Genomic DNA, 24,970 nt, shown 5'->3' with positions numbered 1-24,970 from the left:
GCGGCCTCCTTGGGTGGCGGGCGGTTCGGTCGGCGACCGGTGGTCAGTGTCCGAACATGTGCCGGATCCGGCCGCCCGGTCGCGCCGCCGTCTCCCGGCCGCCCTGCTCGGCGGCCCGGTCCTCGGGCAGCACCCGCATGTCGTCGGTGCCGCCCAGGGTGCGTTCGCGTTCCACGGGAGCCGCGACCGGCCGCGCCCGCCGCGCCCGTCGCGGCGTCCGCCGGGCCAGCCGCATCATCGCGAGGCCGAGGCAGAAGATCAGGGCCAGCGCCACCCCGGCGAGGAAGATGCTCAGGCTGTTCAGCGTCACGAGGTCGTTGCCCAGGATCGTCACCTGGTAGTCGGGCCCGCCGGAGAGGTTGTCCGCGATCAGCAGTCCGACGAATGCTCCGGACGCCGCCATCAGCAGAAGTCCCAGCAGCAACATGGGGATCGGTCCCTTCCGTCTCGGCCCCCCTTGTCCGCTCGCGCCTACCCGCCCCCGGCGGCCCGTAACGGCCGCCGGGGAACGGCGGCGGAAGGGACGGGCGACCGCCGTCGCGGCGGCGATCGGCCTCACTCGGTCTGGACGGCGATCAGGCAGGTGTCGTCGTCGGTGTCGGCGGGGCTGAGTTCGAGCAGCCGGTCCAGGTACTGCTCCAGGTCCGGGCCGGGGGCGCCGGCCGCCCGGAGCAGCTGCTCCACCGACTCCTCCACCGGGCGGTCCCGGCGCTCGACCAGCCCGTCGGTGTAGAGCAGCAGGACGTCCCCCGGGTCGAGCCGGGCGGTGTGCTCCTCGTACTCGGCGTCGTCGAGCGCGCCGAGCAGCACGCCGTGCGGCAGCGGCAGCACCTGGGCGCCGTCCGCGCCGAGCCGGATCGGCGGCAGGTGGCCGGCCCGGGCCCAGCGCAGTTCGCCGCCGACCGGGTCCAGCAGCACGCAGACGGCGGTTGCGGTGATCTGGCCCGGTTCGCGCAGCGCCACGGTGTTGGCCCAGGCCAGCAGCCGGCCCGGGCCGGCCCCGGTGACGGCGAGGCCGCGCAGCGCGTGCCGCAGCGCGACCATCCCGGTGGCCGCGCCGACGCCGTGCCCGGCCACGTCCCCGACCGCGAGCAGCACCCGCCGGTCGGGCAGCACCAGCACGTCGTACCAGTCGCCGCCGACCCGGTCGCGCTGGCCGGCGGGGCGGTAGCGGACGGCGGCGTGCAGGCCGGTCACGCCGAGCGGGGGCGGCGCGGCCGGCAGGATCGCCTGCTGGAGCCGGAGCGCCAGCTGCGCCCGCTCGGCGGACTCCTGCTCGCTGTCGGCCAGCCGCTCCCGGGTGGCGCCGAGCGCGACCTCCGTCCAGTGCTGGGCGGAGACGTCGTGGTAGGCGCCGCGGACGGCGACCAGTCGGCCGGCCTCGTCCACCACCGGTTCGGCGATCACCCGGGTGAAGCGGTGGGTGCCGTCCGGGCGGTCCAGCCGGACCACCGCGGAGGCGGTGCGGTGGTGGTGCCGGACGGTGTCCAGCAGCCGCCGGATCGCCGGCCGGTCGTCCGGGTGGGTGTGCCGGGCGAGCCGGTCCAGCGGTACGGGCGGGGCGTCCGGCGGCAGTCCGTACAGCTCGCGCAGCCCGTCGCTCCAGCGGATCCGGCCCTCGGCCGGGCGCTCCTCGAACCCGGCCACCCGGGCCAGCCGCTGGGCCTGGCGCAGCAGGGCGGTGTGCTCGTCGTCCTCCCGCTCGTCCTCCAGCTGCCAGCAGACCAGCATCCGGGCGCCGAGCGGGACGACCGAGAGCAGCACGGCCACCGGCACCGCCGGTCCGTGCTCCCGGAAGGCCAGCCGGACCGGCTCGGCGGTCGACGGCACGCCGGTCTCGTACGCGCGCAGCAGCCGGTCGAGCAGTCCGGCGGCGCAGGCGGCGGGGTAGGTCGCCAGCAGCGAGGCGCCCTCCAGCTCCTGCCGGGAGCGGCCGAGCGGGTCGCGGAACCCGGCGCTGACCCGCAGCAGCGTGAAGTCGGCGATCCGCTCGGCCCGGACGGCGGGGGCCAGGAGCAGCGCGGGGGTGAGCAGCCCGTCCAGGAGAGCGGCGGCCTGCTCGGGGGCCATCGGCTCCGGGGGCGGGCCGAGCAGGGTGGTGCACAGGTCGGCGAGGGCGCACAGCTCGCGGCGCTGGGCCTGGCCGAGCACCGGGGCGGATCCCGGGCCGGCGGCCGGCCAGAGCAGCTCCAGCGCGCCGCGGCGGCGGCGCCGGTCGATCAGCGGGAGGACCGCCCGGGCGGCGCCGGCGCCCACCGAGGGCCCGTCCGCCCCCGGGTCGCCGGGCCACAGCTCGGCTCCGCCGCCGACGACCAGCTGCGCCGGGGTGGGCACGCCGGGCGGTACCCGGGCCCAGTCGGCCGCCTCCTCGGCGGACAGCCCGGCGTGCGCGGCGAGGGCGAGCGCGCCGCCGGGCAGCCGCAGCCAGACGGCCACGGCGCGGACGCCGACCGCCGCCGCGGCCTGGTCCAGGACGGCCCCGGCGGCGCGCTCCAGGTCGGGCGAGGCGGCGAGCGCGGGCGCGACGGGCGGGCCGGCCTCGGGCGGTCCGACGGCGGTCAGGGCGGGGGCGGACCGTCCGGGCCCCTCCTCCGGTTCCGGTGCCGGCTCCTGGCCGGGGACCGGGCCGGGCGCCGGCAGCCCCGCGACGTCCGCCGCCAGCGCGAGCACCGGCACGCCCGCATCCCGGGCCAGCCGGGCGAGGTGCGCGGCGGCCTCGGCGACGGGCAGGTCGAGCCGCTCGGCCAGGATGCCGGTGGCGAGGTCGACGGCGGCCCTGGTCCGGGCCTCGGCGTGCGACCGGGCGGCGGCGGCCTGGAGGCGGCGGACGGTCTCGGCCAGGGCCCGGGCGGTGCGCTCGGCGGACTCCCGCCGGGCGGACTCCTGCCCGGCGTGCCCGGGGGGCTCCTGCCCGGCGGTCACCGCGCACCCCGGGGTCGGAGCGCGGTTCCGCCGTGCCGGAGGGCGGTTCCCCCGTGCCGGAGAGCGGTCATGACGCGTCCAGCCAGTCCCGCATCCGCTCCAGCAGCCGGCCGGTGTCGACCGGCTTGGTGACGTGGTCGTCGGCCCCGGCGGCCAGGCTGCGGTCCCGGTCGCCGGGCATCGCCTTGGCGGTGACGGCTACGACCGGCAGCCGTTCGAAGCGCGCGTCGGCGCGGATCGCCGCGATGGCCGCGTAGCCGTCCAGTCCGGGCATCATGACGTCCATCAGCACCAGGTCGGTCTCCGGGTGGGAGCGCAGCAGGTCGAGCCCGGCGCGGCCGTCGGCGGCGTGCAGGACGTCCAGTCCGTGCCGTTCCAGGGCGGCGGTGAGCGCGAAGACGTTGCGGATGTCGTCGTCGACGATCAGCACGGTCCGTCCGGCGAGAGCGGCGGCGACGCCCGGGTCGTCGGTCCCCGCGGCCTCCTCCGCCTCCCCGGGCTCCCGGGCGGCCGGGGGCTCGCCGCCGAGCGCCCGGATCACCCGCACCCGCAGCTCGTCGAGTCCGCCGACCCGCTCCACGCCCTCGGGCGGCGCACCGCCGGTCCCGTACCCGAGCACCGGCGTGCCGCCCGCCGCGAACCGCCCGAGCAGCGGGGCGAGGTGCGCGGAGCCGACCAGGTCCAGCAGCACGCACCGGTACGGCCCGCCGGTGAGCGCGGCCCGCAGCCCGGCTTCGTCGCCCACCCCGTCGACCCGCACCACCGACGGCGCATCCGGAGAGCCGCCGGTCGGACCGCCCGAGGACGTCCCCACCGCCGCCCGGGCGAGCTGGGTGAGCAGCCCCGGCGGGTCGGGCTCCACCACCAGGACCCGCGGCTCGGCCGCGCCGTCCGGTGTGTGCTCGTCCTCGCCCAGCGGCAGGTACAGCGTGAACCGGCTGCCCTGCCCGGCCGCCGAGCGCACGGTGATGGTGCCGCCGAGCAGCCGGGCGAGCTCCCGGCTGATCGACAGCCCGAGGCCGGTGCCGCCGAAGCGTCGTGCGGTGGATCCGTCGGCCTGCTGGAAGGCGCCGAAGATGGTGTCCAGGTGGGCCGGGTCGATGCCGATCCCGGTGTCGTCCACGTGGAAGGCCACCGCGGCCCGGGTCCGGCCGAGTCCGGACGGCAGGTCCGCCTCCTCCACGCGTTCGATCCGCAGCTCCACCCGGCCGACGTCGGTGAACTTGACGGCGTTGGAGAGCAGGTTGCGCAGCACCTGGCGCAGCCGGGACTGGTCGGTGACGATCCGCTCCGGCATGTTCCGGTCGACGGACACCTCGAAGGCCAGCCCCTTCTGGTCGGCCAGCGGCCGGAAGCCGGACTCCACGTACTCCAGCAGCTCGCGCACCGCGAAGGGCTCGATGGCCAGGTCCATCTTCCCGGCCTCCACCTTGGAGAGGTCGAGGATGTCGTTGATCAGCTGGAGCAGGTCGGTGCCGGCCGAGTGGATCACGCCCGCGTACTCGACCTGCTTCGGGGTGAGGTTGCCGCCGCTGTTCTCGGCGAGCAGCTGCGCGAGGATGAGCAGGCTGTTCAGCGGGGTGCGCAGCTCGTGGCTCATGTTGGCCAGGAACTCCGACTTGTACATCGAGGCCTGGGTCAACTCCCTCGCCCTTTCCTCCAGTTCCTGGCGGGCCTGTTCGATCTCCAGGTTCTTCGCCTCGATGTCCCGGTTGCGCTGGGCGAGCAGCGCGGCCTTCTCCTCCAACTCGGCGTTGGAGCGCCGCAGTTCCTCCTGCCCTTCCTGCAACTCCTCGGATCTCGCCTGGAGTTCGGCGGTGAGCCGCTGGGACTCGCCGAGCAGCTCGTCGGTGCGGGCGTTGGCCAGCAGGTTGCCCAGGTTGACCCCGCAGATCTCGGCGAACTGGGCCAGGAAGTCGCGGTGGACCTGGGTGAACGGGTGGACGGAGGCGAACTCCATCACGCCGATCAGCCACTCCTCCAGGGCGATCGGCAGGATGACCAGCGAGCGGGCGTCGGCGCTGCCCGCGCCGGAGGAGACGGTGGCGTAGCCGGGCGGCAGCTCGTCCACCGCGACGGTCCGCCGGGTCCGGGCGGCCTGGCCGACCAGGGTCTCCCCCAGCCGGAGCCGCCGCTCGCCGGCCGGGCGGCCGTAGGCGCTGATCAGGGCCAGTTCGGTGCCGGTCGCGCCTTCCTCGGCGAGGAAGAACGCGCCGTACTGGGCGCCGACCAGCGGGGTCAGCTCGTCGGTGATCATCTCGGCGACGGGCCGGATGTCGCGCCGGCCCTGGATGGCGGCGGAGAAGCGGGCCAGGTTGGTCTTGAGCCAGTCCTGCTCCTGGTTGGCCAGGGTGGTCTCGCGCAGCGATCCGACCATCGCGTTGATGTTGTCCTTGAGGTCGGCGACCTCGCCGGAGGCGTCCACGCTGATCGAGCGGGTCAGGTCGCCGGCCGCGACGGCGCTGGTGACCTCGGCGATCGCCCGGACCTGCCGGGTCAGGTTGCCGGCCAGCTCGTTGACGTTCTCGGTGAGCCGCTTCCAGGTGCCGGAGACGCCCTCCACCCGGGCCTGCCCGCCGAGCCGGCCCTCGCTGCCGACCTCCCGGGCCACCCGCGTCACCTCGGCGGCGAACGAGGACAGCAGGTCGACCATCGTGTTGACGGTCGTCTTCAGCTCCAGGATCTCCCCGCGCGCGTCCACGTCGATCTTGCGGGTCAGGTCGCCCTCGGCGACGGCGGTGGTGACCTGGGCGATGTTGCGCACCTGGCTGGTCAGGTTGTGCGCCATGAAGTTGACGTTGTCGGTGAGGTCCTTCCACGTCCCGGCGACGTTGGGCACCCGGGCCTGGCCGCCCAGGATGCCTTCGGTGCCGACCTCGCGGGCGACCCGGGTCACCTCGTCGGCGAACACGGACAGGGTGTCCACCATGGTGTTGATCGCGTCGGCGAGGGCCGCGACCTCGCCCTCGGCCTCGACGGTGATCTTCCGGGAGAGGTCGCCGCGGGCCACCGCGGTCGCCACCTCGGACATCGAGCGGACCTGGCCGGTGAGGTTGGAGGCCATCACGTTGACGTTGTCGGTGAGGTCCTTCCACGTCCCGGAGACGCCCCGGACGGTGGCCTGCCCGCCCAGGTTCCCGGCGGTGCCGACCTCCCGGGCGACCCTGGTCACCTCGGCGGCGAAGGCGGACAGCTGGTCCACCATCGTGTTGATGGTCTCCTTCAGCTCCAGGATCTCCCCGCGCGCGTCGACCCGGATCTTCTGGGTCAGGTCGCCCTCCGCGACGGCGGTGGTCACCTCGGCGATCGAGCGGACCTGGGCGGTGAGGTTGTCGGCCATGACGTTGACGGACTCGGTCAGCGCCTTCCAGGTGCCGGAGACGTCCCGGACGTCCGCCTGGCCGCCGAGCCGGCCCTCGGTGCCGACCTCGCGGGCGACCCTGGTCACCTCCGCGGCGAAGGCGGACAGCTGGTCGACCATGGTGTTGATGGTGGTCTTGAGCTCCAGGATCTCCCCGCGGGCGGCGACCGAGATCTTCTGGGTGAGGTCCCCCTCCGCCACGGCGGTCGCCACCTGGGCGATGTTGCGCACCTGCCAGGTCAGGTTGCCCGCCATCGCGTTCACCGAGTCGGTCAGGTCGCGCCACGTCCCGGCGACGCCCGGCACCTGGGCCTGGCCGCCGAGCCGGCCCTCGGTACCGACCTCCCGGGCCACCCTGGTCACCTCGTCCGCGAACGAGGAGAGGGTGTCCACCATGGTGTTGACGGTGCTCTTGAGCTCCAGGATCTCGCCGCGCGCGTCCACCTCGATCTTCTGGGTGAGGTCGCCGCGCGCCACCGCCGTCGTGACCTGGGCGATGTTGCGCACCTGCCAGGTCAGGTTGCGCGCCATCGCGTTCACCGAGTCGGTCAGCTCCAGCCAGGTGCCGGTCGCGTCCGGCACCTGGGCCTGGCCGCCGAGCCGTCCGTCGCTGCCGACCTCCCGGGCCACCCTGGTCACCTCGGAGGTCACCCGGGCCAGCTGGTCGGCCATGCCGTTGAAGACCGCGGCGATCTCCCCCAGCACCCCCGGCCGGTCCGGGGCGAGCCGAGTGCGGAAGTCCCCGTCGCGCACGGCCGTCAGCCCGGCGAGCAGCTGCCGCAGCGCCTGCTCGGCCGGGTCGGGCGCGGGGGCTCCGGCCACCGGGTGCTCGTCCATCCGTCCACCGTCCGGATCGCTCGCACGGCCGGGGTGCGCCGTTCGGGCACCTCGGCCCCGAAGGCGGCGGGCGCCGCCCTGCTCCCACTGTGCCACCGCCGGCCGGGGGTGACACGGCGGGGAGGGCACGCGGGGGCGGGGCTCAGTCGGGCACGGTGTCGCGGATCGGGAAGGCGTCGGTGGCGCCGGTCAGTTCGAGCATCCGCAGGATCAGCGGCCGGGGCCGGGCCAGCTCGATCCGGCTGCCGTCCACCGCCGCCCGGGCCTTGGCCCGCAGCAGGGCGTTGAGCCCCGTGGAGTCGCAGAACTCCAACCCGGCGCAGTCCACCACGATGACGGTGGCGGGCTCGGTGAGGGCCCGGTCGAACGCGACCCGCAGATCGGCGATCGAGTCCAGGTCCAGGTCGCCGAGCAGCGCCAGCACGGCCCCCCCGGCCCACGGCCGGATCTCGACGGTGAGCCCCTCGGCCCGGTCGGCGGCGGGTTCCCCGGACTTCGACGGGCGCTGCGCCATGGCTGCGGGCTCCTCTCACACGGTCCGGACCGCACGCGCCGGTCGACGGCCGGCGCTCACATCCCGCGACTATCCGCTGTGCCGCGCCGGAAACCCCTCGGTGCGTCCCGATCGGGCCGGGCCGCCGATCAGCCCGGGCCCGGCCCCGCCGGTCCCCCGGCCCGGTTCCCGTCCGCCGCCGTCACGGCGGGTGGGCGCGGCACCTCCAGCCAGACCAGCTTCCCGCCGCCCTCGGGCCGCGAGCCCCAGGCGGCGGCGAGCCGGTCGACCACCCGCAGCCCGTGCCCGCCCGGGCGGCCCGGCCCCGCGAACGGGCGCAGCCGCGGCGGGACGGGGCTGGCGTCCTCGACCTCCACCCGCAGCCGGTCGCCGTCCCAGCGCAGCCGCAGCTCGCGCGGGCCGCCGGGCGCGTGCAGGCAGGCGTTGGTGACCAGCTCGGAGACCATCAGCAGGACGTCCTCGGCCGCGGCCCGCCGCTCCTCGTCGGCGGCCGGCAGCCAGTGCCAGGACACCAGCGCCCGCCGGCTGAAGTCACGGCTGCGCTGCACCGCGCCGGCGCTGCCCTGCAGCGCCAGCCGCCTGGTCTCCTCCCGGCCCGGCGGCCCACCGTTCGCGGGGCGCTCCACGGTCCGCCTCCTCACCTCGGTCCGGGTGGCACCACGGCCCCGCCGGCGGACCCCTCGCCGGAGACCGCCAGCGCCGCACGGAGATCTGGGTGGACCCGCAGCACGCTGTCGGCCCCGGTGATCGCGATCAGCCGAGCCACCAGCGGGCCTGGGCCGGCCAGCTCCAGCCGCAGCTCCCCCGCTCCCGCGTCCAGTCGGGCGCGCAGCAGGACGTTCAGTCCGGTCGAGTCGCAGAACCGCAGGCCGGCGAGGTCGACCACGATCCGCTCGATGCCGTCCGCCGACGCCGGCCGGGCGAGCGCGACGCGCAGCCGGTCGGCGCTGTCGTGGTCCAGTTCGCCGGTGACGGTGACGATCCGCACCCGGCCCCGGTCGGCCACCGTGACGCTCAGGTCGTCGGGCTCGGGCTCGCCGGGTCCGTCCCGACCCGCGGGCTCGTGGGATGGCTCGGATGGTCCTGGCATGGCTCGCTCCCGGTCAGACGGGGACGGCGGGGCGTCGCGCCGGACATCATCGCGTGCGCCGTCGCGGGCCGTACCGGCGCCCGTACCCGCGAGCACACCGGGTACGGGCGGTAGCGCCGACCTTCGGCCGTCCATGCCCCGCGTCTGCCCGAACCCCGCCGGAGCACACCCGCCCGGGGCACACCCGCCGGGGGCGTCCGGCCCGGATCGCGTCCGGGACGGTCCGGGGCCGCGTCCTGGACGGTCCGGGTCGTGTCCCGGACGGCCCGGGGTCACCGTCCACGGACGATCCGGGCCGCGTGCCGGACGTTAGAGCCCGTCCCGACGGGGAAGCCGCACCGGCGGCGGGGGCCGCTGGCCGCTCGCCGGTGCACCCCGGCCGCCCGACCGGGGCGCTCGGACGCACGGAGGGCAGGGAACAGGCCGTGAGATTCCTCGACCGCAGCACCGCCGGACACCAGCTGGCCCGCAGGCTCGTCCCGCTGCTGGGCGAACGGAGCGGCGACGGGGTGGTGGTCCTGGGCCTGGCACCGGGCGGGATGCCGGTGGCCGCCGAGGTCGCCGAGGCCCTGGGCGCCCCGCTCGAAGCCACCGTGGTGCGGCCGCTGGCCGTGCCCGGCCACGACCGCCCGGTCGGCGCGATCGCCGACGGTGACCCCCCGCTGTTCGACCGGTGCAGCCTGACCAGCCTCGGCGTCACCCCGGCGGAGCTGGGCGAGAGCGTCCGGCGGGAACGGGTCGAGGTCCACCGCCGGGAGTCGCTCTACCGCCAGGGCCGCGCCCGGCTGCCGCTGAGCGGGCGCACCGCCGTCCTGGTCTCCGACGGCCTGACCGACGCCCTCACCGCCCGGGCGGCGCTCCACGCGCTCGCCGCCGAGCACCCGCGGCAGCTGATCGTCGCGGCGCCGGTCGGCGACGCCCGGATCGCGGCCGAGCTGCGCCGGGACGTGGACGCGGTGGTCTGCCTCCACCTCCCCCGCTACGCGCACGCCGCCGGGCCCTGGTACAGCGACTTCCACGAGGTCACCGACCGCGAGGCGGCCGTCGTGCTCCAGCGCCGCACCCCGCCCGGCCGGCCCCGCGTCGGGCACGCGGCCGCACGGAGCGACCGGAGCTGACAAGCGCCCCTCTCCGGCGTGCGCCGCGCTTCCGTCGATCGGCCTGCCGGCACAGCTGGTTGACGATTCATCACATCAACCAGGGCACGCTATGGCGGAGCGGGAAGTCGGGCTAGGATCACGGCATGGTCACCGCCCGGTCGCCGTTGCGTACACGACGCGCCCGCCCCCGAGGGGTGGCGGCGCGGCTGTTGTGGCTGGGCGCCCTGTTGGCGGCCGTGTTCGCGGCCCACGGGTTCAGCGTGGAGAACGGCGCCGGACACACCGATCCGATCCGGATCGTCTGGTCCGCGCCGGACGGGCCGCAGGCCGCCGACCGCACCCAGCCCGCACACCAGCGGGAGCACGACGAGGACGCCGACCACCCCGGCGGCGAGTGCCTGTCCGGCAAGCCCGAGGACGGCCCGGGCGCCGAGGCCGCCTGGCCGGACGTCGCCGTCCGACCCGCCCTCGGTGAACAGCCCGTCGCACCCGGCCCGGCGGTCCCGACGGCCCGGAACGCCGCGGCCAGAACACCCGAACTCCCCCACCGGATCGGTCGACTGAGGGTCTAGACCGGCTCCGGCCCGCGCCCTGCCACGCCCGCCCCGCGGTACGTGCCGACGTGGGCTGCCGCGTCCACTCCCCCGCCGTTGCCGATCCGCTGCCGCCGTCGTGCGGCCGCGCGGAGTCCCGCCATGCCCGTCCGGCTCCTGGCCGCGCTGCTGCTCGGCCTGCTCTCCCTGCTGCCCTCCGGCTGCGCGCAGCCGCACCACGACGCCCATCCGGCCGGCCTCTCCGCGGCCACCGCCCTCTCCTCCACCCGGACCACCGGTCCTTCCGAACCGAGCGGTCTCCCGGAGCGCGACTGTCCGCAGGGAGACAGCGCCGCACCCGCCCTGCGGTCGCCGCGCCCGACCGCCGCGCCCGTCCCCTCCTCCGCCCCGGCGTTCCTCGTCGGCCCCGGCGGCGGGCGGGTGGCGCCCCGCGCGGTGCGCACGGCGACGGCCGCCGCCGTGCGCCGCGCCCGTACGCCCGGGCCGAGAGGCCCGCTGCTGGCCACCGGTCGGTGGCGGATATAGCGGCTCGGCGCCCGCCCGAGTCGCCGAATCCTCCGCCAACCTTCCGACAGGAGACCAGACATGACGTCCCTCACTCATCCCACCGACGACCACGCGGCCCTCAGCGGCCTGGTCGGCAACACCCCGGTCCTGCGGATCGGCGAGCCGCTCGCCCCGGCGGGCCGCGGCTTCTGGGCCAAGCTGGAGGGCTTCAACCCCGGCGGCATCAAGGACCGTCCGGCCCTGCACATGGTCCAGCGGGCCCGCGCCAGGGGCGAGTTGCGCCCGGGCGGCCGGATCGTGGAGTCCACCAGCGGCACACTGGGCCTGGGCCTGGCGCTGGCCGGCATGGTGTACCGGCACCCGGTCACGCTGGTCACCGACCCGGGGCTGGAGCCGGCCATGACCAGGCTGCTCACCGCCTACGGCGCCGAGGTGGAGGCGGTCGCCAGCCCGCACCCGCGGGGCGGCTGGCAGCAGGCCCGGCGCGACCGGGTGGTGGAGCTGCTGGCCCGCCACCCCGACTCGTGGTGCCCCGACCAGTACAACAACCCCGACAACACCACCGCCTACACCCCGCTGGCTCTCGAACTCGCCTCCCAGCTCGGCCACCTGGACGTCCTGGTGTGCAGCGTCGGCACCGGCGGGCACTCGGCCGGCACCTCCCGGGTGCTGCGCCAGCTCTACCCGGGGCTGCGGGTGGTCGGGGTGGACACCGTCGGCTCCACGATCTTCGGCCAGCCCGCCCGCGCCCGGCTGATGCGCGGCCTCGGTTCCAGCATCTACCCGCGCAACGTCGCCTACGACACCTTCGACGAGGTCCACTGGGTCGCCCCGGCCGAGGCCGTCTGGACCTGCCGCCGCCTCGCCGCCTCGCACTACGCCACCGGCGGCTGGAGCGTCGGCGCGGTCGCCCTGGTGGCCGGCTGGCTGGCCCGCACTCAGCCCGCCGGCAGCCGGATCGCCGCGGTCTTCCCGGACGGGCCGCAGCGCTACCTCGGCACCGTCTACGACGACGAGTACGGCGCCGCGCACGACCTGCTCGACCACCCGCCGGCGGACGGCCCGGACGAGCTCGCCCGGCCGGACGAGCGGGAGGTCACCCGCTGGACCTGCTCCAGACCAGGGTGACCGCCTGGTGCCGGGCCCGGATCGCACCGGGCACCGCGCTGGTCACGGGGGTGGCCGTGATGGGCGCGGCCTTCCTGCCGCTGCTCGCCGCCTCGGCCCTGCCCGTCCCCGGGGCGGGTCCCGGGCGGTGGGCGCTGGCCGCCGGGCCGCCCGCGCTGGCCGCGTTCCTGCTGGCACTGGGCACGATGCTGGCCTATCCGTTCGAGATGGACACCGTGGTCCGGCTGTCCGGGGACCGCCTGGTCGCCACCCACTACGGGCTCTACAACACCGTCTGCGGGATCGGCATCACCCTGGGGAACCTGCTGACCGGCGCGGCCCTGGACGCCTCCCGCGCGGCCGGGCTCGCCGCGCTCCCCTGGCTGGCGCTGTGCGCGCTCGGGGCGCTCTGCGCGCTCTCGCTGCACGCCCTCCACCGCGGCCGGCGACTCACCGGGCCCGAACCGGTGCCCGCCCGGTAGCACCCGGGCGGCAGCCGCCGAACGGCGGATCCGCGGGTTCACCCCCGAGCCCGCGGGTCCGCCGACACCCCATCAGGAAGCTTGTACCGAAAGGTCCGTTTCCTCATACTTCCGGTCAGCGCCTGTCAGGAGCAGATCATCCGTCGTGCTTCCGGAGAGCACCGGCCGGTGTCCGCCCACCGTCTGACCGCGCTCCACGGCCCCAACCCTCAGGGCCGTCATCCCTCTGGAGGACATCGGTGAGGACCACGCGCACCACGCCCCGCACCGGCACCAGGCGCCGCTTCCGCCTGCTCGCCGCGACCCTCGGCCTGCTGACCGCGACCGCGGTCGCCGCACCGGGCGCCGCCGCCGCTCCCACCCCCGCCCCGCAACCGGGGCAGCTCTCGGCGGTCAGCGACGCCATCCTGAACGCCGAGGTCGACGGCACCGCCTGGTACGTCGACGAGGCCGCCGGACGCGTCGTGGTGACCGCCGACAGCACCGTCACCCCCCTCGCGCTCGGCCGGCTGATGAGCGCCGTCGGCACCAACGCCGCCGCCGTCGACATCCACCGCGTCCCCGGCACCTTCACCCCGCTGGTCGCCGCCGGGGACGCCATCTACGGCGGTCAGTACCGCTGCTCACTGGGCTTCAACGTGATGAGCGGCAGCACCTACTACTTCCTCACCGCCGGGCACTGCGGCAACGTCGCCCCCGACTGGTACACCGACGCCAACCACACCGCCCGGATCGGCCCGACGGTCAGCTCGACCTTCCCCGGGCACGACTACGCGCTGGTCCGCTACGACAACGCCGCGCTCAGCCACCCGGGCGGCTTCACCTCCGCCCCGAACGCCTTCGTCGGCGAGTCGGTCCAGCGCACCGGCTCGACCACCGGCACCCACGGCGGCACCGTCACCGGACTGAACGCCACCGTGCGCTACACCGGCGGCGGCACCGTCCGCGGCCTGATCCAGACCAACGTCTGCGCCGAACAGGGCGACTCGGGCGGCCCGCTGTACGACGGCACCAAGGCGCTCGGCCTCACCTCGGGCGGCAGCGGCAACTGCACCTCGGGCGGGACGACCTTCTACCAGCCGGTCAACGCGGCGCTCTCCGCGTACGGGGTCAGCGTGTACTGACCGGGCCGTTCGAAGCCTTCGCCGTTCGCAGCCTTCGCCGTTCGGAGCCTTCGAGCCCTCCGAGCGCTCCGGGCCCGCTGCACGCTCCGGGCCCGCTGAGCACTTCGAGCCGCCCCAGCCGTGGGGCCCCCCCCCCCCCGGGGGGGGGGGGCCCCCCCCCGCCGGGGGGGCGGGGCCGCCCCCCCCCCCCCCCCCCCCCCACCCCCCCCGCCCCCCCCCGCCCCCCCCCCCCCGGCCCCCCCCCCCCCCGGGGCGCCCCCCCCCCACGGCCCTGTCCGGGGGCGACCGGTCAGCCCGCGTACACGTCCTCGACGTACCGGCCGGCCTCGACCAGCCCCTGCAGCCAGGCCTGCGCCCGCTGCTCGTCCGCCCCCGGGGTGCGCTCCCGGTACATCGTCCGGAAGGCCTCCCGGACGCCCGGCGCCATCCGGGCCCCGTCGCCGCACACGTACACCTCGGCGCCGGCTTCGAGCAGCTCCCAGACCTCCGCCGCCTCGGCGGCGATCCGGTCCTGCACGTACCGCCGCCCGTGCTGCGGCCGCTCGCTGAAGGCGGGCCGCAGCGAGACCGCGCCGGCCCGCTCGGCCGCCTCCAGCTCGCCGCGGTGCAGGTAGTCCGCCGCCGCGTCGTCGCAGCCGAAGTACAGCAGCGCCGGGGCGAGCCCGGCCCCCTCGGCGAGCAGCGCCCGGCGGTCGGCGACGGCGCCCCGGAACGGCGCCAGGCCGGTGCCCGCCGCGACCATGACCACCGGGGTGCGGTGGCCGATCCGGAACGCCTCCCGGCAGGGCTGGACCCGGGCCAGCACCGTGTCGCCGACGGCCACCCGGTCGAGGTAGCCGGAGCCGGTGCCCCGGAAGGCGCCCCGGCCCGAGCGGGCCGGCCCGCTGAGCACCGAGACCATCAGCTCCACCTGGCCCGGGTCGCCGGTGGGCGAGGAGGAGATCGAGTAGTGCCGCGGCCGGATCGGCGGCAGCAGCTCCAGCAGCACCGGCCAGCTGAGCCGCTCCCGCAGGGCCGGGTGGTCCTCGATCAGGTCCAGCAGGGTGCGCGGGTCGTCCACGGGCAGTGCCCGCAGCGCGGCCTGCTCGGGCGGGCAGGGGTTGAGCGCGGCCAGCGCGGCGCGCTGCTCGGCGCTCGGGCGGTCCTGCAGCTCGACGTGGCGGGTGAGCAGGTCGCGCACCGTCAGCGGGCGGTCGACGGCCAGTCCGGTGCGCCGGTGCGCCACGATGCCCAGCACGGTGTCCGGGTCGGCGCCGAACAGCTTGGCGGCCCGCTCGACCAGCACCGGGTCGTTGGCCGGGAGCACGGTGAGGTGGTCGGCGGTCCGGTAGCCGGCGCCCTCCGGCAGGGCCAGCCGCACCAGCCGCTTGACCCGGTGGTAGGCGGGGTCGGTCAGGCTGCCGACGGCGGTGACGGTCAGCTCCGCCATGTCGTGCCGGGCGGCCAGCGCGGCCAGCGGGCCGCCGGTCACCTCGGTCACCGAGTAGGCGGCCTCCGGCTGCGGCGCGGTGGGGGCGTCGGCGTCCCCGTGGCGCGCCAGCAGGGCCTCGCGCAGCGCCGCGGTGAACTGCCGTACCGTGCCCGCCAGATCGCCGGAGGCGTCGGCCTCGGCGCGGGCCAGCAGCCGGGTGCCGCCGAGCGCGGCGAGCCGGTCGTCGATCAGCGCCGGCACGCGCTGGTAGGTGGCGGCGTAGGTGCGGTCGCCGATGCCGAGCACCGCGTACTCGACGCCGTCGGCCGTCCCGCCCGCCCCGAACCGCGGGGAGCCGTCGGTCACTTGCTCCGCCGGGTCCTCCTGCGCCTCCTGCAGCCGGCGCACGAACAGGGCTGCGTCGTCGGTCGGCTGCCCGTTGTACGAGGCGGCGGTGATCACCACCGGCCGACCGGCGGGCAGACCGTCCGCGTAGGCGTCCAGCGGGGCGATCTCGGTCTCGCAGCCGAGGTCGGCGGCGGCCTCCGCGAGCTGCCGGCTGAACTCCCGGCAGGCACCGTAGTTGGAACCGTGCAGGAGCAGCAGCCCGGTCCCGCGGCGGACCCTACCGGGGCGCTCGGCGGCCGGGCCGGCCTGCCGGTCGACGGCCGTCGGCCCGGCGGTGCCGGGAGAGGCGGCGGACGCCTGGACGGGCATCCGCCGGGCGAGCCCGAGGGTGAAGCCGTCGGGCTTGATGGTGAGCGTCTGCTTGAGGGTCAGCCGGTAGTCGGCGTGGTCGATCAGCCGGTAGCGGTGGACCACCATGCCGAGCAGCATGACGGCCTCGTGCAGCGCGAACTGCCTTCCGATGCAGGCGCGTTCGCCGGTGCCGAAGGGCTTGAAGGCGTGCGGGGAGCGGGCCTCCTCGTACTCGGGGTCGAACCGGGACGGGTCGAACAGCTCCGGGTTGTCGCCCCAGGCCGGGTCGCGGTGCAGCATCGGCGTGGTGACGAAGACCGTCTCCCCGGCGCGCAGCGGGATGCGTCCGCCGAGCAGGGTGTCCTCGCGCGCCTCCCGGCTGAACGCGGGCGCCGTCGGCCACAGCCGCAGCGCCTCGTTGAGCACCTGGCGGGTGTGGCGCAGCCGTCCGACGTCCTCGTAGGAGGGCTCCGGGTCGGCCTGGGCGCCCCAGAGCCCGTCCACCTCGCGCTGCACCTGCCGCAGCACGGCCGGGTGCTTGGCCAGGTAGTACAGCGCGAAGGAGAGCGCCCCCGAGGTGGTCTCGTGGCCGGCGATCAGGAAGGTGATCACCTGGTTGCGGATGTTCTCGGCGTCCAGCCGGGTGCCGTCCGAGGGGCGGACCGCGCCGAGCATCAGGCCGAGCAGGTCCTCGGCCGGGCCCTGGACGCCCTCCCCGGCACGGGCGGCGATCACCTCGTCCACCACGGCGGCCAGGTAGTCGGCGTCGGCCCGGAAGGCCGCGTCGCGCTCGTGGTGGTCCGCCTCCGGGTCGCGGGTGAGCTTCGTCATCGCCCAGTCCAGGCAGCGCACCATCGCCTCGACGAAGGGGTGCGGCTCGTCCCGCTCGAAGGAGCCGAAGTCGAAGCCGAAGCCGGCCAGTCCGATGGTGTCCAGGGTCATCCTGGTCATGTCGCCGGGCACGTCCACCGGCAGTCCGGCGGCCTCCCGGCGGTCCCAGGCGTCGACCAGCCGGCGGGCCACCCGCAGCATCACCGGGTGGTAGGTGCGCATCGAGCCGAGCGCGAAGGCGGGCATCAGGATGTCGTGCGCCCGGGCCCAGTTGGGCTCGTCGTTGAACGCGGTGAACAGGCCGTCGCCGGTGAACTGGCGGACGTTCTCCAGCGCCGGGCTGATCGACTTGGTGAACCGGGTCTCGTCGGCCAGCTCCGCCACCAGCTCCAGGCCGCTGACGACCAGGGTGTCCCGGCCGTGCAGCCGCTGGACGAAGGCCGGGCCGTGTTCTCTGGCCAGTTCCATGGTGCGCAGCATCGGGGCGGCGAGCGGCGGCGCCGACGAGATGTCCACCAGCGGGACTCCCCGGCTCCCGGCCCCCGCCGCCGGCTCGTCCTCGGTCACGCTCTCCACGGTCTCGGTCATCGGTGTGCCCCTCCCACAGCAGGAAACTTTCGGCTTCCCCCACTGTGCGCCCACCGGGCGGGAGCCCGGGCCCCGGTCACTACATGATTGTGTAGTACCCGGGGCCGCCACGGGCTTGCCCACGAACCGTCAGCACCGGCCCCCGGGGAGGAGAACCACTCATGCGTACGACCGAGGGCTGCGGCCCGGTGCCGGACGACGGGCTGGAGGCGGCGGTGATCTGGCGCAACCGGGCGCTGCGGCTGCTGGACCACGTGCCGCTGCCCATCGCGGTGTGCGAGTTCGGCGGTCGGATCCTGATCGTCAACCGCGCGATGGCCGCCGAATTCGGCCGTTTGCCGGGCCAGTTGCGCGACCGTAGGATTCTGGAGTTCTTCACCCTGCGGGACAGCGGCACCCTGGAGGCGCTCACCGAGGCCGTCCGGCTGCACCGCCGCTCGCAGTACCCGGCCCGGGTCTCCTGGACGCCCGCCGACGGCCGGGAGCGGCAGGGCGAGATGACCGTCGCCCTGGTCGGCGACACCCCGGAGCAGACCCCGAGCCTGCTGCTGTCGCTGAACGCGGCGGAGCCCGCGGGCGAGGCGGCCCCGCCGCCCGGCCCGCGGGCCGGGGCCAGCCCGGTCGAGGCCCGGATCCTGGCCGCGGCGGCCCGTGGCGACACCACCGCGCAGATCGCCCGGGAGATCGGCGTCACCCCGGACGGGGTCAACTACCACCTGGCCCGGCTCTCCCGCCGCTGGCGCGTCCCCAACCGCACCGCCCTGGTCGCCCGGGCCTACGCCACCGGCGTCCTGCTCCCGGGCAGCTGGCCGCCGCAGCCGGCCGACTCGCTCTGACGTCCTTGTGCGGAGGGGAAGTTGATCCTGGACCGGGCGGCGACGGAAGCGGCATGCCGCCCGTGATCAGGGCCGGGCGGCCCCGCCCGGCGCCGCCCGCCGCTCCGCCTCGATGAACGCCGTCGTGGCGGAGGGGTTCTGGAACGGCCGCCCGTAGGCCTCCCCGAGCCGGACGAGGGTGGTGACCTCCGTCGTCCAGCCGTGCCCGTCGAGCCACTCGTCGGTGCCGGGGCCGAGCCCGCCGCGCCACAGGCCGGTGAGGTGGGCGAGCGCCGGATCGTCCGGTGTACGGCTGAGGTCCCGGCCCTGCTCCAGCAGCAGCCGGCTGCCCGGGGCGGCCAGCCCGGCCACCGCCGTCAGCAGGGCGGCCGCCTCCTCGGCGGTGAGGTAGACCAGCAACCCCTCGGCCAGCCAGACCGAGCGTCGCGCCGGGTCGAAGCCGGCGGCGACCAGCCGCTCGGGCCACCGCGGGTCGAGCAGGTCGGCGGGCAGCGTGGTGCGCTCGGCGTTCGGCGCGGCGCCGAGCCCGGCCAGGACCTGTTCCTTGAAGGCCAGCACCGGGCCGAGGTCGAGTTCGAACACCCGGGTGCCGTCCGGCCAGTCCAGCCGGTACGCGCGGGTGTCCAGGCCGGCCGCCAGCAGCACCACCTGGTCGGCACCCGCGGCGCGCAGCCGGTCGTCGTAGAAGCGGGTGCGCAGGATGCCGTGGGCGAGCAGGGCCTTGGCGAAGCCGCTGTCCGCCCCGGTGGGTGCCAGGTCGAGACCGGCGGCGGCGACGAACGCGGCGGCGTACGGGTCGACGAAGAGCGGATCGGGCCGGGAGCTCTCGTAGGCCCGCACCCGGGCGACGGACAGGGCGGTGCGGGAGACCGGGCTGAGCGGTTCGGAGGTCGTCATGCCCGGCAATCTACATCGCTACCGATGCATCGGTGAAGATGTATTCTGGCGGACATGGACGGCGTGCAACTCCTCAGACTGGGCAAGCGGTTGACCGAACTCGGCCGAGCCCTGATCACCGATCCGGCCTCCGAGCACCTCACCGCAGGGGAGATCGCCGTGATCTCCGACGTGTTCCGCCACCCCGCGTCCTCCGTCCAGGAGATCCGGGTCCGCACCGGCTTCGCCCAGAGCCACGTCTCGGTCTCCGTCGCCCGACTGCGCGAACGCGGCCTGCTCGACGCCGCCGCCGACCCGGGCGACGGGCGGCGCACCCTGCTGACCGTCTCCGAGTCGGCAAGGCGCGCCATCCACACCCACGTCGCCCGGCCCGCCGAGCCGGTCATCGCAACGGCCGTCCCGGACCCGGAGAAGGCACGGCGGGTCACCGAACTGCTGGACGAGCTCGCCGGCCTGCTGCTGCCCTGACCGGACTGGCGGGACCTGCCCGCTCTGACGGCGACCTGACGCGACCTGAGCCGGCCTGCCAGGCCTGCCCGACCTGACGCGCCGCCGATCGCCGAGGGCCGTTCGACGGCCGCCGAGGAGCGCCGAGGACCGCCGAGAAGCCTCCGCCGCGCGGGAATTCCACAACTCCGTCACAAGCTCCGCCGCCTGCTCCCGGCCCGGCGCCGTTCCCTGCCATCATCCCGACTGAGCCCGGGAGCCGCCCGGGCGTGGCCGGAGGGAGTGCGATGGACGCGCGGATCAGGGTCGCCGGCGGCGACGGGCTGCGGGAGACCGCGGAACTCCGGGACTGGTTGCGCCGCGGGAGCGGCCCGGCGGGGGCGGTCCGCCCGCTTCCCGTCCGGCCCGCCGACGGGGAGCCGGGCGGGACGACCGAGGTGCTGGAGATCGCCCTCGGTGGCGGCGGCGCCGGCGCGGCCCTGGCCGGGGCGCTGTCGGAGTGGCTGCGGACCCGCCACCCGGACGTGTCCCTCGAAGTCACCACCAGGCGCGGCCGGGTCACGCTGACCGCAGGGCAGCCGGAGCAGGCGCGGGCCGTACCGCTCCTCGCCGAGGTGCTGGGCGACGACGATGAGTGAACTCGCCGACCGGACCCCGGCGCCACCCCTCCGCACCGGCGACCCGGCCCACCCGCACAAGGCCCGTGCGGCCGCCCGCCTCGTGGCCCGTACCCTGCTCGTCCTGACCGGTGTGGCCGCCGTCGCCCTCGGCTTCGCCCGGTTCACCGACACCTACGACGAGGTGTTCGCCTACCGCGACGCCCCCGCCTGCGCCGCCCTCACCGGCCCGCCCGCCACGGACTGCACCACCCGGGAGACCGGCCGGGTCACCGGCAGGAAGACCCACTGGGAGGGCGAGAACACCAGCCACCAGCTGACCGTCTCCCGCGAGGCGGCGCCCGACCGCACCTACTACGTCTCCGAGGACCTCTACGACAGCACGCGGACGGGCGCCGACGTGGACCTGACCCTCTGGAACGGCCGCGTCATCGAGCTCTCCCACGGGGGCCACCGCAACGCGATCATCACGGCCCCCTGGCGGTCCGTCCTGGAACTGTCCCTGCTGATCGGCGCGGGCACCGCCCTCGCCGTCCAGACCCTGCTGCGGGGCCACCGGACCGGTTGGAAGGCTCCCGCCGCCGCCTACCTCGTCATCGCCTTCCTCGCCTTCTTCGGCAGCACCACCATGATCACCATCGGGTTGGCCTTCGCCATCGCCCTCACCGTCGGGATCACCGGCTGGCTGGTCCTCACCGCCGGCGTCACCGTCCTGTTCTGGAACACCCGGTAGGACTCCGCCCGGAGGGTGCTCGGGCAGCCGGCCCCGGGTTCCCCCACCGAACCGGGCTTCCGGCGCGGACGGGGCGGCTGGCCGAGCCTCGGCTCGACCGGCCGCCCCGCCGTTCCGGCCCCGCGGTCAGTGCAGCCAGGGCTGGTAGTGCGGGTTGTCCACGCAGCCGGACTCGACCAGTGAGGCGGTGGCCCGGTCGACCGGGCAGGCCCGGCGGATGAAGTGCCGGTCCACGCCGCCGGGGAAGGCGACCTCCACCTGGTCGGCGTACTGGTGCTGGTCGCCGATGGTGGCGTTCACGTTGATGCCGCCGGGGGCGTCGATGAAGTAGTCCCAGGGCACCTTCTTCCACTTCTTGTACAGCTCGGGGTCGTAGGTGGTGCTGACGAACGGCGAGGGCTGGTTCTGCAGCACGTAACTGGTGATGTCGTACTGGCCGTTGACGTCCTTCGGGGCGAAGCCCTGCTCGAAGATGACGGACGGGTCGCGGCCGTCCGAACGAAAGAGCGGGTGGCAGTCCTTGCGCCAGTGCGGTGCCGGGGTGATGCGGGGGACGTCCACCCGGCGGTCCACGGCGGCGTACAGCGGGTCCGGGCCCTCCGGGATGCTCTCGAAGGTACTGGCGGGGAGGGTGACGGTCGGCCGGGCCGCGCAGTCGTCGGCGCGCAGTTCGGCCTCGTTCGCGAAGTCGATACGGCGGCCGTCCAGGACGATGGCGACGGCCCCGGTGCCGAGTTCACGGACGACGAAGCCGTCGCACTGGGGGCCGCTCCAGAGCGCCTCCCCGCTGGGGTCGAGGCAGCGGAACGGGGCGGTCTCGGTCTCGGCCGCGGGGGCGGCGGCGGCCAGGCTCTCGGGGGTGAGCACGACGGCGCAGGCGAGGGCGACCGCGCCGGCGGCCGTGCGAATTCGAATGTTGATCACGACCGCTACCCTGGCCGCCCGCCGCCCCCGAGGTGCCGCAACCCACCCGTTCGAGGGCGCGCCGGCGAATCGGGATGACGCGCTCGGCCGTCAGGCGAGGACGACCGGCGTACCGCTCAACTCCACGCCCGCCTCATCCAGTTCGGCAACGGCCCGGACGGTGGTCTCGGCGGACACGCCCGCCGTGTAGTCGAGCAGGACCCGGACCGCGAAGTCGGCCCGCACGCCGTCGAGCGCGGTGGCCTTCACGCAGTGGTCGGTGGCGATGCCGACCACGTCCACCTCGGTGATCTCCCGCGCGCGCAGCCAGTCGGCGAGGGCGGTGCCGTCCGCGGCGAAGCCCTCGAAGCCGCTCTTGGAGGCGGAGTGCGCGCCCTTGTAGAAGACCTCGTCCACCTTCCGCTCGGCCGCGGGGGCGAAGTCGGGGTGGAACTCGCCCCCCTCGGTGCCGGCGACGCAGTGCACGGGGAAGGACTCCTCGAAGTCCGGATGGTCGGAGAAGTGGCCGCCCGGGTCGAGGTGGTGGTCGCGGGTGGCGACGACGTGGGCGTACTCGCCGCCGGCGGTGCGCTCGACGAGCTCGGCGATGGCGCGGGCCCGCCCCGCCCCGCCGCCGACCGGAACGGCCCCGCCCTCGCAGAAGTCCCTCTGCACATCGACCACGATCAGTGCACGCCCCATGGCACAGCCCTTTCTGACGGAACCCCCGGCTCCCCACCCCTGCCCGGCCGGCCGACGCGGTGCACCTCGCACGCGCGATGTTCACCCGGCCGAGTACACGCCACACCGGCGTTGACGCACCGCCCAGGCCGCCCCGTCCCCGGCCCCCTCCCCCGGACGTCCGCCCGGCCGCGCGAACGTCCGCCGCGGCCGGGGCGCTCACCGGTGCGGCAGAATGGGATGAAGATCATTTCCCCCGGGAGGGTGTGTGCTGCTGCTCGACCTCGACACCGTGGCGCCTCGCGAGCGCGTGGATGCGTTCCACCACGCGTTGACGGATTCGCTGGTCCCCAACGACGTCGCCCACGAGGAACCGGAGACCGGCATCCGCGCCCGCATGGAACTCTGGCGCATCGGCGGACTGGACCTCTTCGCCACCCGGAACTCGGGTTTCCAGGTGCGGCGGACGGCCCAGCACGTGCACCACCACCGCAGCGACCCGATCGTCTCGGTCTCGCTCCAGCCCCGGGGCGTCCACCGGGCCGAGGTCGCGGACCGGCGGACTCTCCTGGGCTCCGACGACATCTGCGTCTTCCACGAGCTGTCGCCCCGGGTGTACGGCTGGTCCGGCGACGGGGCGTCCCAGGCCGTCATGTTCGACATGAACCGCCTCGGCGTACCGGTGGACACGGTGGTGCGGGCGTCCCTGCGGTTGCGCGCCAGTCCGCTGTACGGCCTGGTGCTGGAGCACCTGCGGGGCGTGTGGCGCGATCCCGGCCGGCTGGAGCACGACCCCGGCGCGGAGGCCCTGGCGTCCGCCACCACGGACCTCGTCCGCGCCCTGCTGCTGTCGGCCGCGCACGCCGAACAGGCCCCCGAGGTCAGGTCGACGATGGACGAGACCCTGCTCACCCGGATCACGGCCTACGCGCGGGCCCACCTCGCGGACCGCGACCTGACGCCGGAGCGGATCGCGGCGGAGCACGCCGTCTCGGTCCGCCGGCTCTACGCCCTGCTCAGCGGGGCGGGGATCAGCCTGGAGCAGTGGCTGATATCCGAGCGGCTCGGGAAGGCACGGCGCATGCTGGCCTCCGCGCGGTACGACCGCCTGACCGTCGCCGCCGTCTCCGCCCGCTGCGGGTTCAGCAGCCCGAGCCACTTCAGCCGCCGCTTCCAGGCGGCCTACGGGGTCTCCCCGAGCGAATGGCGGCGGCAAGGCGGCGCGGTCGCCACGGACGGGGGCGGGTGACCCGCCGGGTCGGTCGGAGACAGGTCAGCCCCCGGGGTACAAGGGTCCGGCACTTCCCGCAGACAGGGGCAAGAGCCGTGCACCGTGGGGCAACGCGTCGGTGTCACCGTGTGTCGAGGACACGGAGGGATGACCACGATGACGACTGCCACGACCGAACAGCGGCGGCGGCCCCCCGCCGGCACCGCCGCGCTGCGCGGGCTGATCGAGCGACTCGCGGAGTCGCTCCGTCGGTCCGTCACCCTGACCGACGCCGCGGGCAGGCGCATCTGTTCGAGCCGGCACTACGACGACGCGGACCCGGTCCGCCTCTACAGCCTGCTGCAGGGGCGGGTGAGCAGCGAGGTCGCCCGGTACGTCCGCGACCAGGACGTCATCCGGTGGTCCAAGCCGGGGTTCCTCCCGGGCCGGGAGGACCTCGGGCTGCTCCCCCGCTACTGCGTGCCGCTGCGTGAGCGCGGCCACCTCCTCGGCCTGCTGACGGTCATCGCACCGGACACCTCCCTGACCCCCGAGGAGACCGGGACCGTCGCCCGGGCGACGCCCGCCGTCATCGGCCAGCTGTACGCCGACCAGGTCGCGGCCGACGCCCGGAGGACCGCCGAGCAGCGGCTCCTGCTGTCGCTGCTGGACGCCGACCCCGCCGCCCGCGCCGACTCCCGCACCCGGATCCTGGACGACGGGCTGCTGCCGGACGCCCCCCACGCGGTGGTCAGCATCGTGCAGGTGGCTCGCTCCCGGGTGTCCCCCGGGCAGGTGGCGACGGCACTCCACGGCGCGCTGGAGGGATTCCGCCGGACCCGATCGGCCCACGGCGCCTTCGCGGTCGCCTCGCACCGGGCCGTCCTGCTCCAGGCCGCCGACCGGCCGCTGACCCCGGAGGCGCTCCGCGAGCAGTCCGCCCGCATCAGGGAAGCCCTCGGCGCCCGCCTGGGCGCCTCGGCCGCTCCCGTCATCGGCGTCGGCGGCCACCAGAGCGGCCTCGCCGACGCCTGGACCTCCCACGAGCAGGCACTCGTCGCGGTACGCGCCGCACGCCGGATGCCCGGCCTGGACGGCATCGGCTGCTGGGAGGACCTCGGCGAGTTCGCCGTGCTCCTGCAACTGCCGGACCACGCCCTGAACGAGTCCCTGCTCCCGAAACCGCTGCGCGCACTGCTGGAGTCCAGCGGCGGACACCGCCTGGAGGCGACCCTGCGGTGCTTCCTCAATCACGCGGGGTCGGTCCCCAGGACCGCCGAAGCGCTCCGGATCCACCGCACCTCGCTCTACTACCGGCTGCGGCAGATCCAGGACGTCACCGGACTCGACCTGGACAGCGGCGCGGATCGCATCACCCTCCACCTGGGCCTGCGCATCCGGGAACTCCTGGTCTCCCTCGGCGCGTCCGGCGACGACGACCGGCCCCGGGAGCATGCCGCCGGGGCCGTCGCCCACGGTCGGGCCGAAGCCGCGTGACTGCCCGGCGGCCTGCCCTCCT

At 75.6% G+C, this 24,970-nt stretch carries 21 protein-coding genes and 1 pseudogene; 12 read left to right on the top strand and 10 right to left on the bottom strand.

Annotation, left to right across the window (positions count from 1 at the left end; genetic code table 11):
• Positions 1-43: 43 nt before the first annotated feature.
• The 6 genes from ACFY0X_RS24100 to ACFY0X_RS24075 form a co-directional block, all read right to left on the bottom strand.
• Positions 44-427, bottom strand: coding sequence for a hypothetical protein (locus tag ACFY0X_RS24100; RefSeq protein WP_387757403.1), 384 nt, complete (start codon positions 425-427; stop codon positions 44-46).
• Positions 428-555: 128 nt separating this feature from the next.
• Positions 556-2,922, bottom strand: a complete 2,367-nt coding sequence (locus ACFY0X_RS24095) for a PP2C family protein-serine/threonine phosphatase (RefSeq protein ID WP_387757401.1) — start codon at positions 2,920-2,922, stop codon at positions 556-558.
• Between the two features lie 67 nt (positions 2,923-2,989).
• A complete protein-coding gene (locus ACFY0X_RS24090) occupies positions 2,990-7,120 on the bottom strand; it encodes a HAMP domain-containing protein (RefSeq protein WP_387757399.1) in 4,131 nt (1,376 codons plus the stop codon).
• A 142-nt stretch (positions 7,121-7,262) separates the two neighbouring features.
• Entirely contained in the window at positions 7,263-7,634 is a 372-nt protein-coding gene (locus ACFY0X_RS24085; RefSeq protein WP_387757398.1) for an STAS domain-containing protein, read from the bottom strand.
• Between the two features lie 128 nt (positions 7,635-7,762).
• Positions 7,763-8,260: an ATP-binding protein gene (locus ACFY0X_RS24080; protein ID WP_387757396.1), complete on the bottom strand. Its 498-nt coding sequence runs from the start codon at positions 8,258-8,260 to the stop codon at positions 7,763-7,765.
• Between the two features lie 11 nt (positions 8,261-8,271).
• Positions 8,272-8,724 carry an STAS domain-containing protein gene (locus ACFY0X_RS24075; RefSeq protein ID WP_387757395.1) on the bottom strand — a complete coding sequence of 151 codons (453 nt, stop codon included), beginning with the start codon at positions 8,722-8,724 and terminating at the stop codon, positions 8,272-8,274.
• 425 nt (positions 8,725-9,149) lie between these two features.
• Between ACFY0X_RS24075 and ACFY0X_RS24070 the strand changes: the two genes are divergently transcribed.
• From ACFY0X_RS24070 to ACFY0X_RS24045, 6 genes and pseudogenes are all read left to right on the top strand, one after another.
• Positions 9,150-9,842 (top strand): phosphoribosyltransferase, encoded by a 693-nt coding sequence (locus ACFY0X_RS24070; RefSeq protein ID WP_387757393.1) that lies wholly within the window; start codon positions 9,150-9,152, stop codon positions 9,840-9,842.
• Positions 9,843-9,988: 146 nt separating this feature from the next.
• Positions 9,989-10,396 (top strand): hypothetical protein, encoded by a 408-nt coding sequence (locus tag ACFY0X_RS24065; RefSeq protein ID WP_387757392.1) that lies wholly within the window; start codon positions 9,989-9,991, stop codon positions 10,394-10,396.
• 123 nt (positions 10,397-10,519) lie between these two features.
• A complete protein-coding gene (locus ACFY0X_RS24060; protein WP_387757391.1) occupies positions 10,520-10,903 on the top strand; it encodes a hypothetical protein in 384 nt (127 codons plus the stop codon).
• 60 nt (positions 10,904-10,963) lie between these two features.
• Positions 10,964-12,013, top strand: coding sequence for a PLP-dependent cysteine synthase family protein (locus tag ACFY0X_RS24055; RefSeq protein ID WP_387757390.1), 1,050 nt, complete (start codon positions 10,964-10,966; stop codon positions 12,011-12,013).
• Positions 12,001-12,474 (top strand): annotated as a pseudogene (locus tag ACFY0X_RS24050) (MFS transporter); the annotation flags it as partial. The gene ACFY0X_RS24055 and the pseudogene ACFY0X_RS24050, both read left to right, overlap by 13 nt.
• 239 nt (positions 12,475-12,713) lie before the next feature.
• Positions 12,714-13,598 carry a S1 family peptidase gene (locus tag ACFY0X_RS24045; RefSeq protein ID WP_387757388.1) on the top strand — a complete coding sequence of 295 codons (885 nt, stop codon included), beginning with the start codon at positions 12,714-12,716 and terminating at the stop codon, positions 13,596-13,598.
• 289 nt (positions 13,599-13,887) lie between these two features.
• Here ACFY0X_RS24045 and ACFY0X_RS24040 read toward each other — a convergent pair whose 3' ends face one another.
• Positions 13,888-17,127: a bifunctional cytochrome P450/NADPH--P450 reductase gene (locus ACFY0X_RS24040; RefSeq protein WP_387757387.1), complete on the bottom strand. Its 3,240-nt coding sequence runs from the start codon at positions 17,125-17,127 to the stop codon at positions 13,888-13,890.
• A 161-nt stretch (positions 17,128-17,288) separates the two neighbouring features.
• On the opposite strand from ACFY0X_RS24040, the gene ACFY0X_RS24035 reads away from it, so the two are divergent.
• Complete coding sequence (locus ACFY0X_RS24035; RefSeq protein WP_387757385.1) at positions 17,289-17,963, top strand: helix-turn-helix transcriptional regulator; 675 nt, start codon at positions 17,289-17,291, stop codon at positions 17,961-17,963.
• Between the two features lie 66 nt (positions 17,964-18,029).
• Here ACFY0X_RS24035 and ACFY0X_RS24030 read toward each other — a convergent pair whose 3' ends face one another.
• A complete protein-coding gene (locus tag ACFY0X_RS24030) occupies positions 18,030-18,860 on the bottom strand; it encodes an SAM-dependent methyltransferase (RefSeq protein ID WP_387757384.1) in 831 nt (276 codons plus the stop codon).
• Positions 18,861-18,914: 54 nt separating this feature from the next.
• On the opposite strand from ACFY0X_RS24030, the gene ACFY0X_RS24025 reads away from it, so the two are divergent.
• The 3 genes from ACFY0X_RS24025 to ACFY0X_RS24015 all read left to right on the top strand — a co-directional run bounded on the left by ACFY0X_RS24025 (position 18,915) and on the right by ACFY0X_RS24015 (position 20,657).
• A complete protein-coding gene (locus ACFY0X_RS24025) occupies positions 18,915-19,328 on the top strand; it encodes a MarR family winged helix-turn-helix transcriptional regulator (protein ID WP_387757383.1) in 414 nt (137 codons plus the stop codon).
• Positions 19,329-19,594: 266 nt separating this feature from the next.
• The gene (locus ACFY0X_RS24020; protein WP_387757381.1) at positions 19,595-19,945 is read left to right on the top strand and encodes a hypothetical protein; all 351 of its coding nucleotides are present in this window, start codon (positions 19,595-19,597) and stop codon (positions 19,943-19,945) included.
• On the top strand, positions 19,938-20,657 hold the full coding sequence (locus tag ACFY0X_RS24015) for a hypothetical protein (RefSeq protein WP_387757379.1): 720 nt from the start codon (positions 19,938-19,940) through the stop codon (positions 20,655-20,657). Before ACFY0X_RS24020 ends, ACFY0X_RS24015 begins: the two co-directional genes overlap by 8 nt.
• 126 nt (positions 20,658-20,783) lie before the next feature.
• On the opposite strand, the gene ACFY0X_RS24010 is transcribed toward ACFY0X_RS24015, so the two are convergent.
• Positions 20,784-21,581 (bottom strand): ADP-ribosyltransferase, encoded by a 798-nt coding sequence (locus ACFY0X_RS24010; RefSeq protein ID WP_387757377.1) that lies wholly within the window; start codon positions 21,579-21,581, stop codon positions 20,784-20,786.
• Positions 21,582-21,671: 90 nt separating this feature from the next.
• The gene (locus ACFY0X_RS24005) at positions 21,672-22,262 is read right to left on the bottom strand and encodes an isochorismatase family protein (protein ID WP_387757376.1); all 591 of its coding nucleotides are present in this window, start codon (positions 22,260-22,262) and stop codon (positions 21,672-21,674) included.
• Positions 22,263-22,509: 247 nt separating this feature from the next.
• Here ACFY0X_RS24005 and ACFY0X_RS24000 point away from each other — a divergent pair, with 247 nt between their 5' ends.
• Together ACFY0X_RS24000 and ACFY0X_RS23995 are read left to right on the top strand one after the other, a co-directional pair.
• Positions 22,510-23,490, top strand: coding sequence for an AraC family transcriptional regulator (locus tag ACFY0X_RS24000; protein ID WP_387757374.1), 981 nt, complete (start codon positions 22,510-22,512; stop codon positions 23,488-23,490).
• A 138-nt stretch (positions 23,491-23,628) separates the two neighbouring features.
• A complete protein-coding gene (locus ACFY0X_RS23995; RefSeq protein ID WP_387757372.1) occupies positions 23,629-24,948 on the top strand; it encodes a PucR family transcriptional regulator in 1,320 nt (439 codons plus the stop codon).
• The last annotated feature ends 22 nt before the right edge of the window (positions 24,949-24,970 follow it).

This window comes from Kitasatospora sp. NPDC001547 (assembly GCF_042894165.1).
In the GTDB taxonomy this organism is placed as follows: Bacteria; Actinomycetota; Actinomycetes; order Streptomycetales; family Streptomycetaceae; genus Kitasatospora.
This window is presented reverse-complemented; position numbering and strand designations above follow the sequence as displayed.

Coding starts and splice junctions, on each gene's coding strand:
- ACFY0X_RS24025 (WP_387757383.1), top strand. CDS start 18,915: ATGGACGGCGTGCAACTCCTCAGACTGGGCAAGCGGTTGACCGAACTC.
- ACFY0X_RS24090 (WP_387757399.1), bottom strand. CDS start 7,120: ATGGACGAGCACCCGGTGGCCGGAGCCCCCGCGCCCGACCCGGCCGAG.
- ACFY0X_RS24035 (WP_387757385.1), top strand. CDS start 17,289: ATGCGTACGACCGAGGGCTGCGGCCCGGTGCCGGACGACGGGCTGGAG.
- ACFY0X_RS24040 (WP_387757387.1), bottom strand. CDS start 17,127: ATGACCGAGACCGTGGAGAGCGTGACCGAGGACGAGCCGGCGGCGGGG.
- ACFY0X_RS24085 (WP_387757398.1), bottom strand. CDS start 7,634: ATGGCGCAGCGCCCGTCGAAGTCCGGGGAACCCGCCGCCGACCGGGCC.
- ACFY0X_RS24055 (WP_387757390.1), top strand. CDS start 10,964: ATGACGTCCCTCACTCATCCCACCGACGACCACGCGGCCCTCAGCGGC.
- ACFY0X_RS24060 (WP_387757391.1), top strand. CDS start 10,520: ATGCCCGTCCGGCTCCTGGCCGCGCTGCTGCTCGGCCTGCTCTCCCTG.
- ACFY0X_RS23995 (WP_387757372.1), top strand. CDS start 23,629: ATGACGACTGCCACGACCGAACAGCGGCGGCGGCCCCCCGCCGGCACC.
- ACFY0X_RS24020 (WP_387757381.1), top strand. CDS start 19,595: ATGGACGCGCGGATCAGGGTCGCCGGCGGCGACGGGCTGCGGGAGACC.
- ACFY0X_RS24075 (WP_387757395.1), bottom strand. CDS start 8,724: ATGCCAGGACCATCCGAGCCATCCCACGAGCCCGCGGGTCGGGACGGA.
- ACFY0X_RS24030 (WP_387757384.1), bottom strand. CDS start 18,860: ATGACGACCTCCGAACCGCTCAGCCCGGTCTCCCGCACCGCCCTGTCC.
- ACFY0X_RS24100 (WP_387757403.1), bottom strand. CDS start 427: ATGTTGCTGCTGGGACTTCTGCTGATGGCGGCGTCCGGAGCATTCGTC.
- ACFY0X_RS24015 (WP_387757379.1), top strand. CDS start 19,938: ATGAGTGAACTCGCCGACCGGACCCCGGCGCCACCCCTCCGCACCGGC.
- ACFY0X_RS24005 (WP_387757376.1), bottom strand. CDS start 22,262: ATGGGGCGTGCACTGATCGTGGTCGATGTGCAGAGGGACTTCTGCGAG.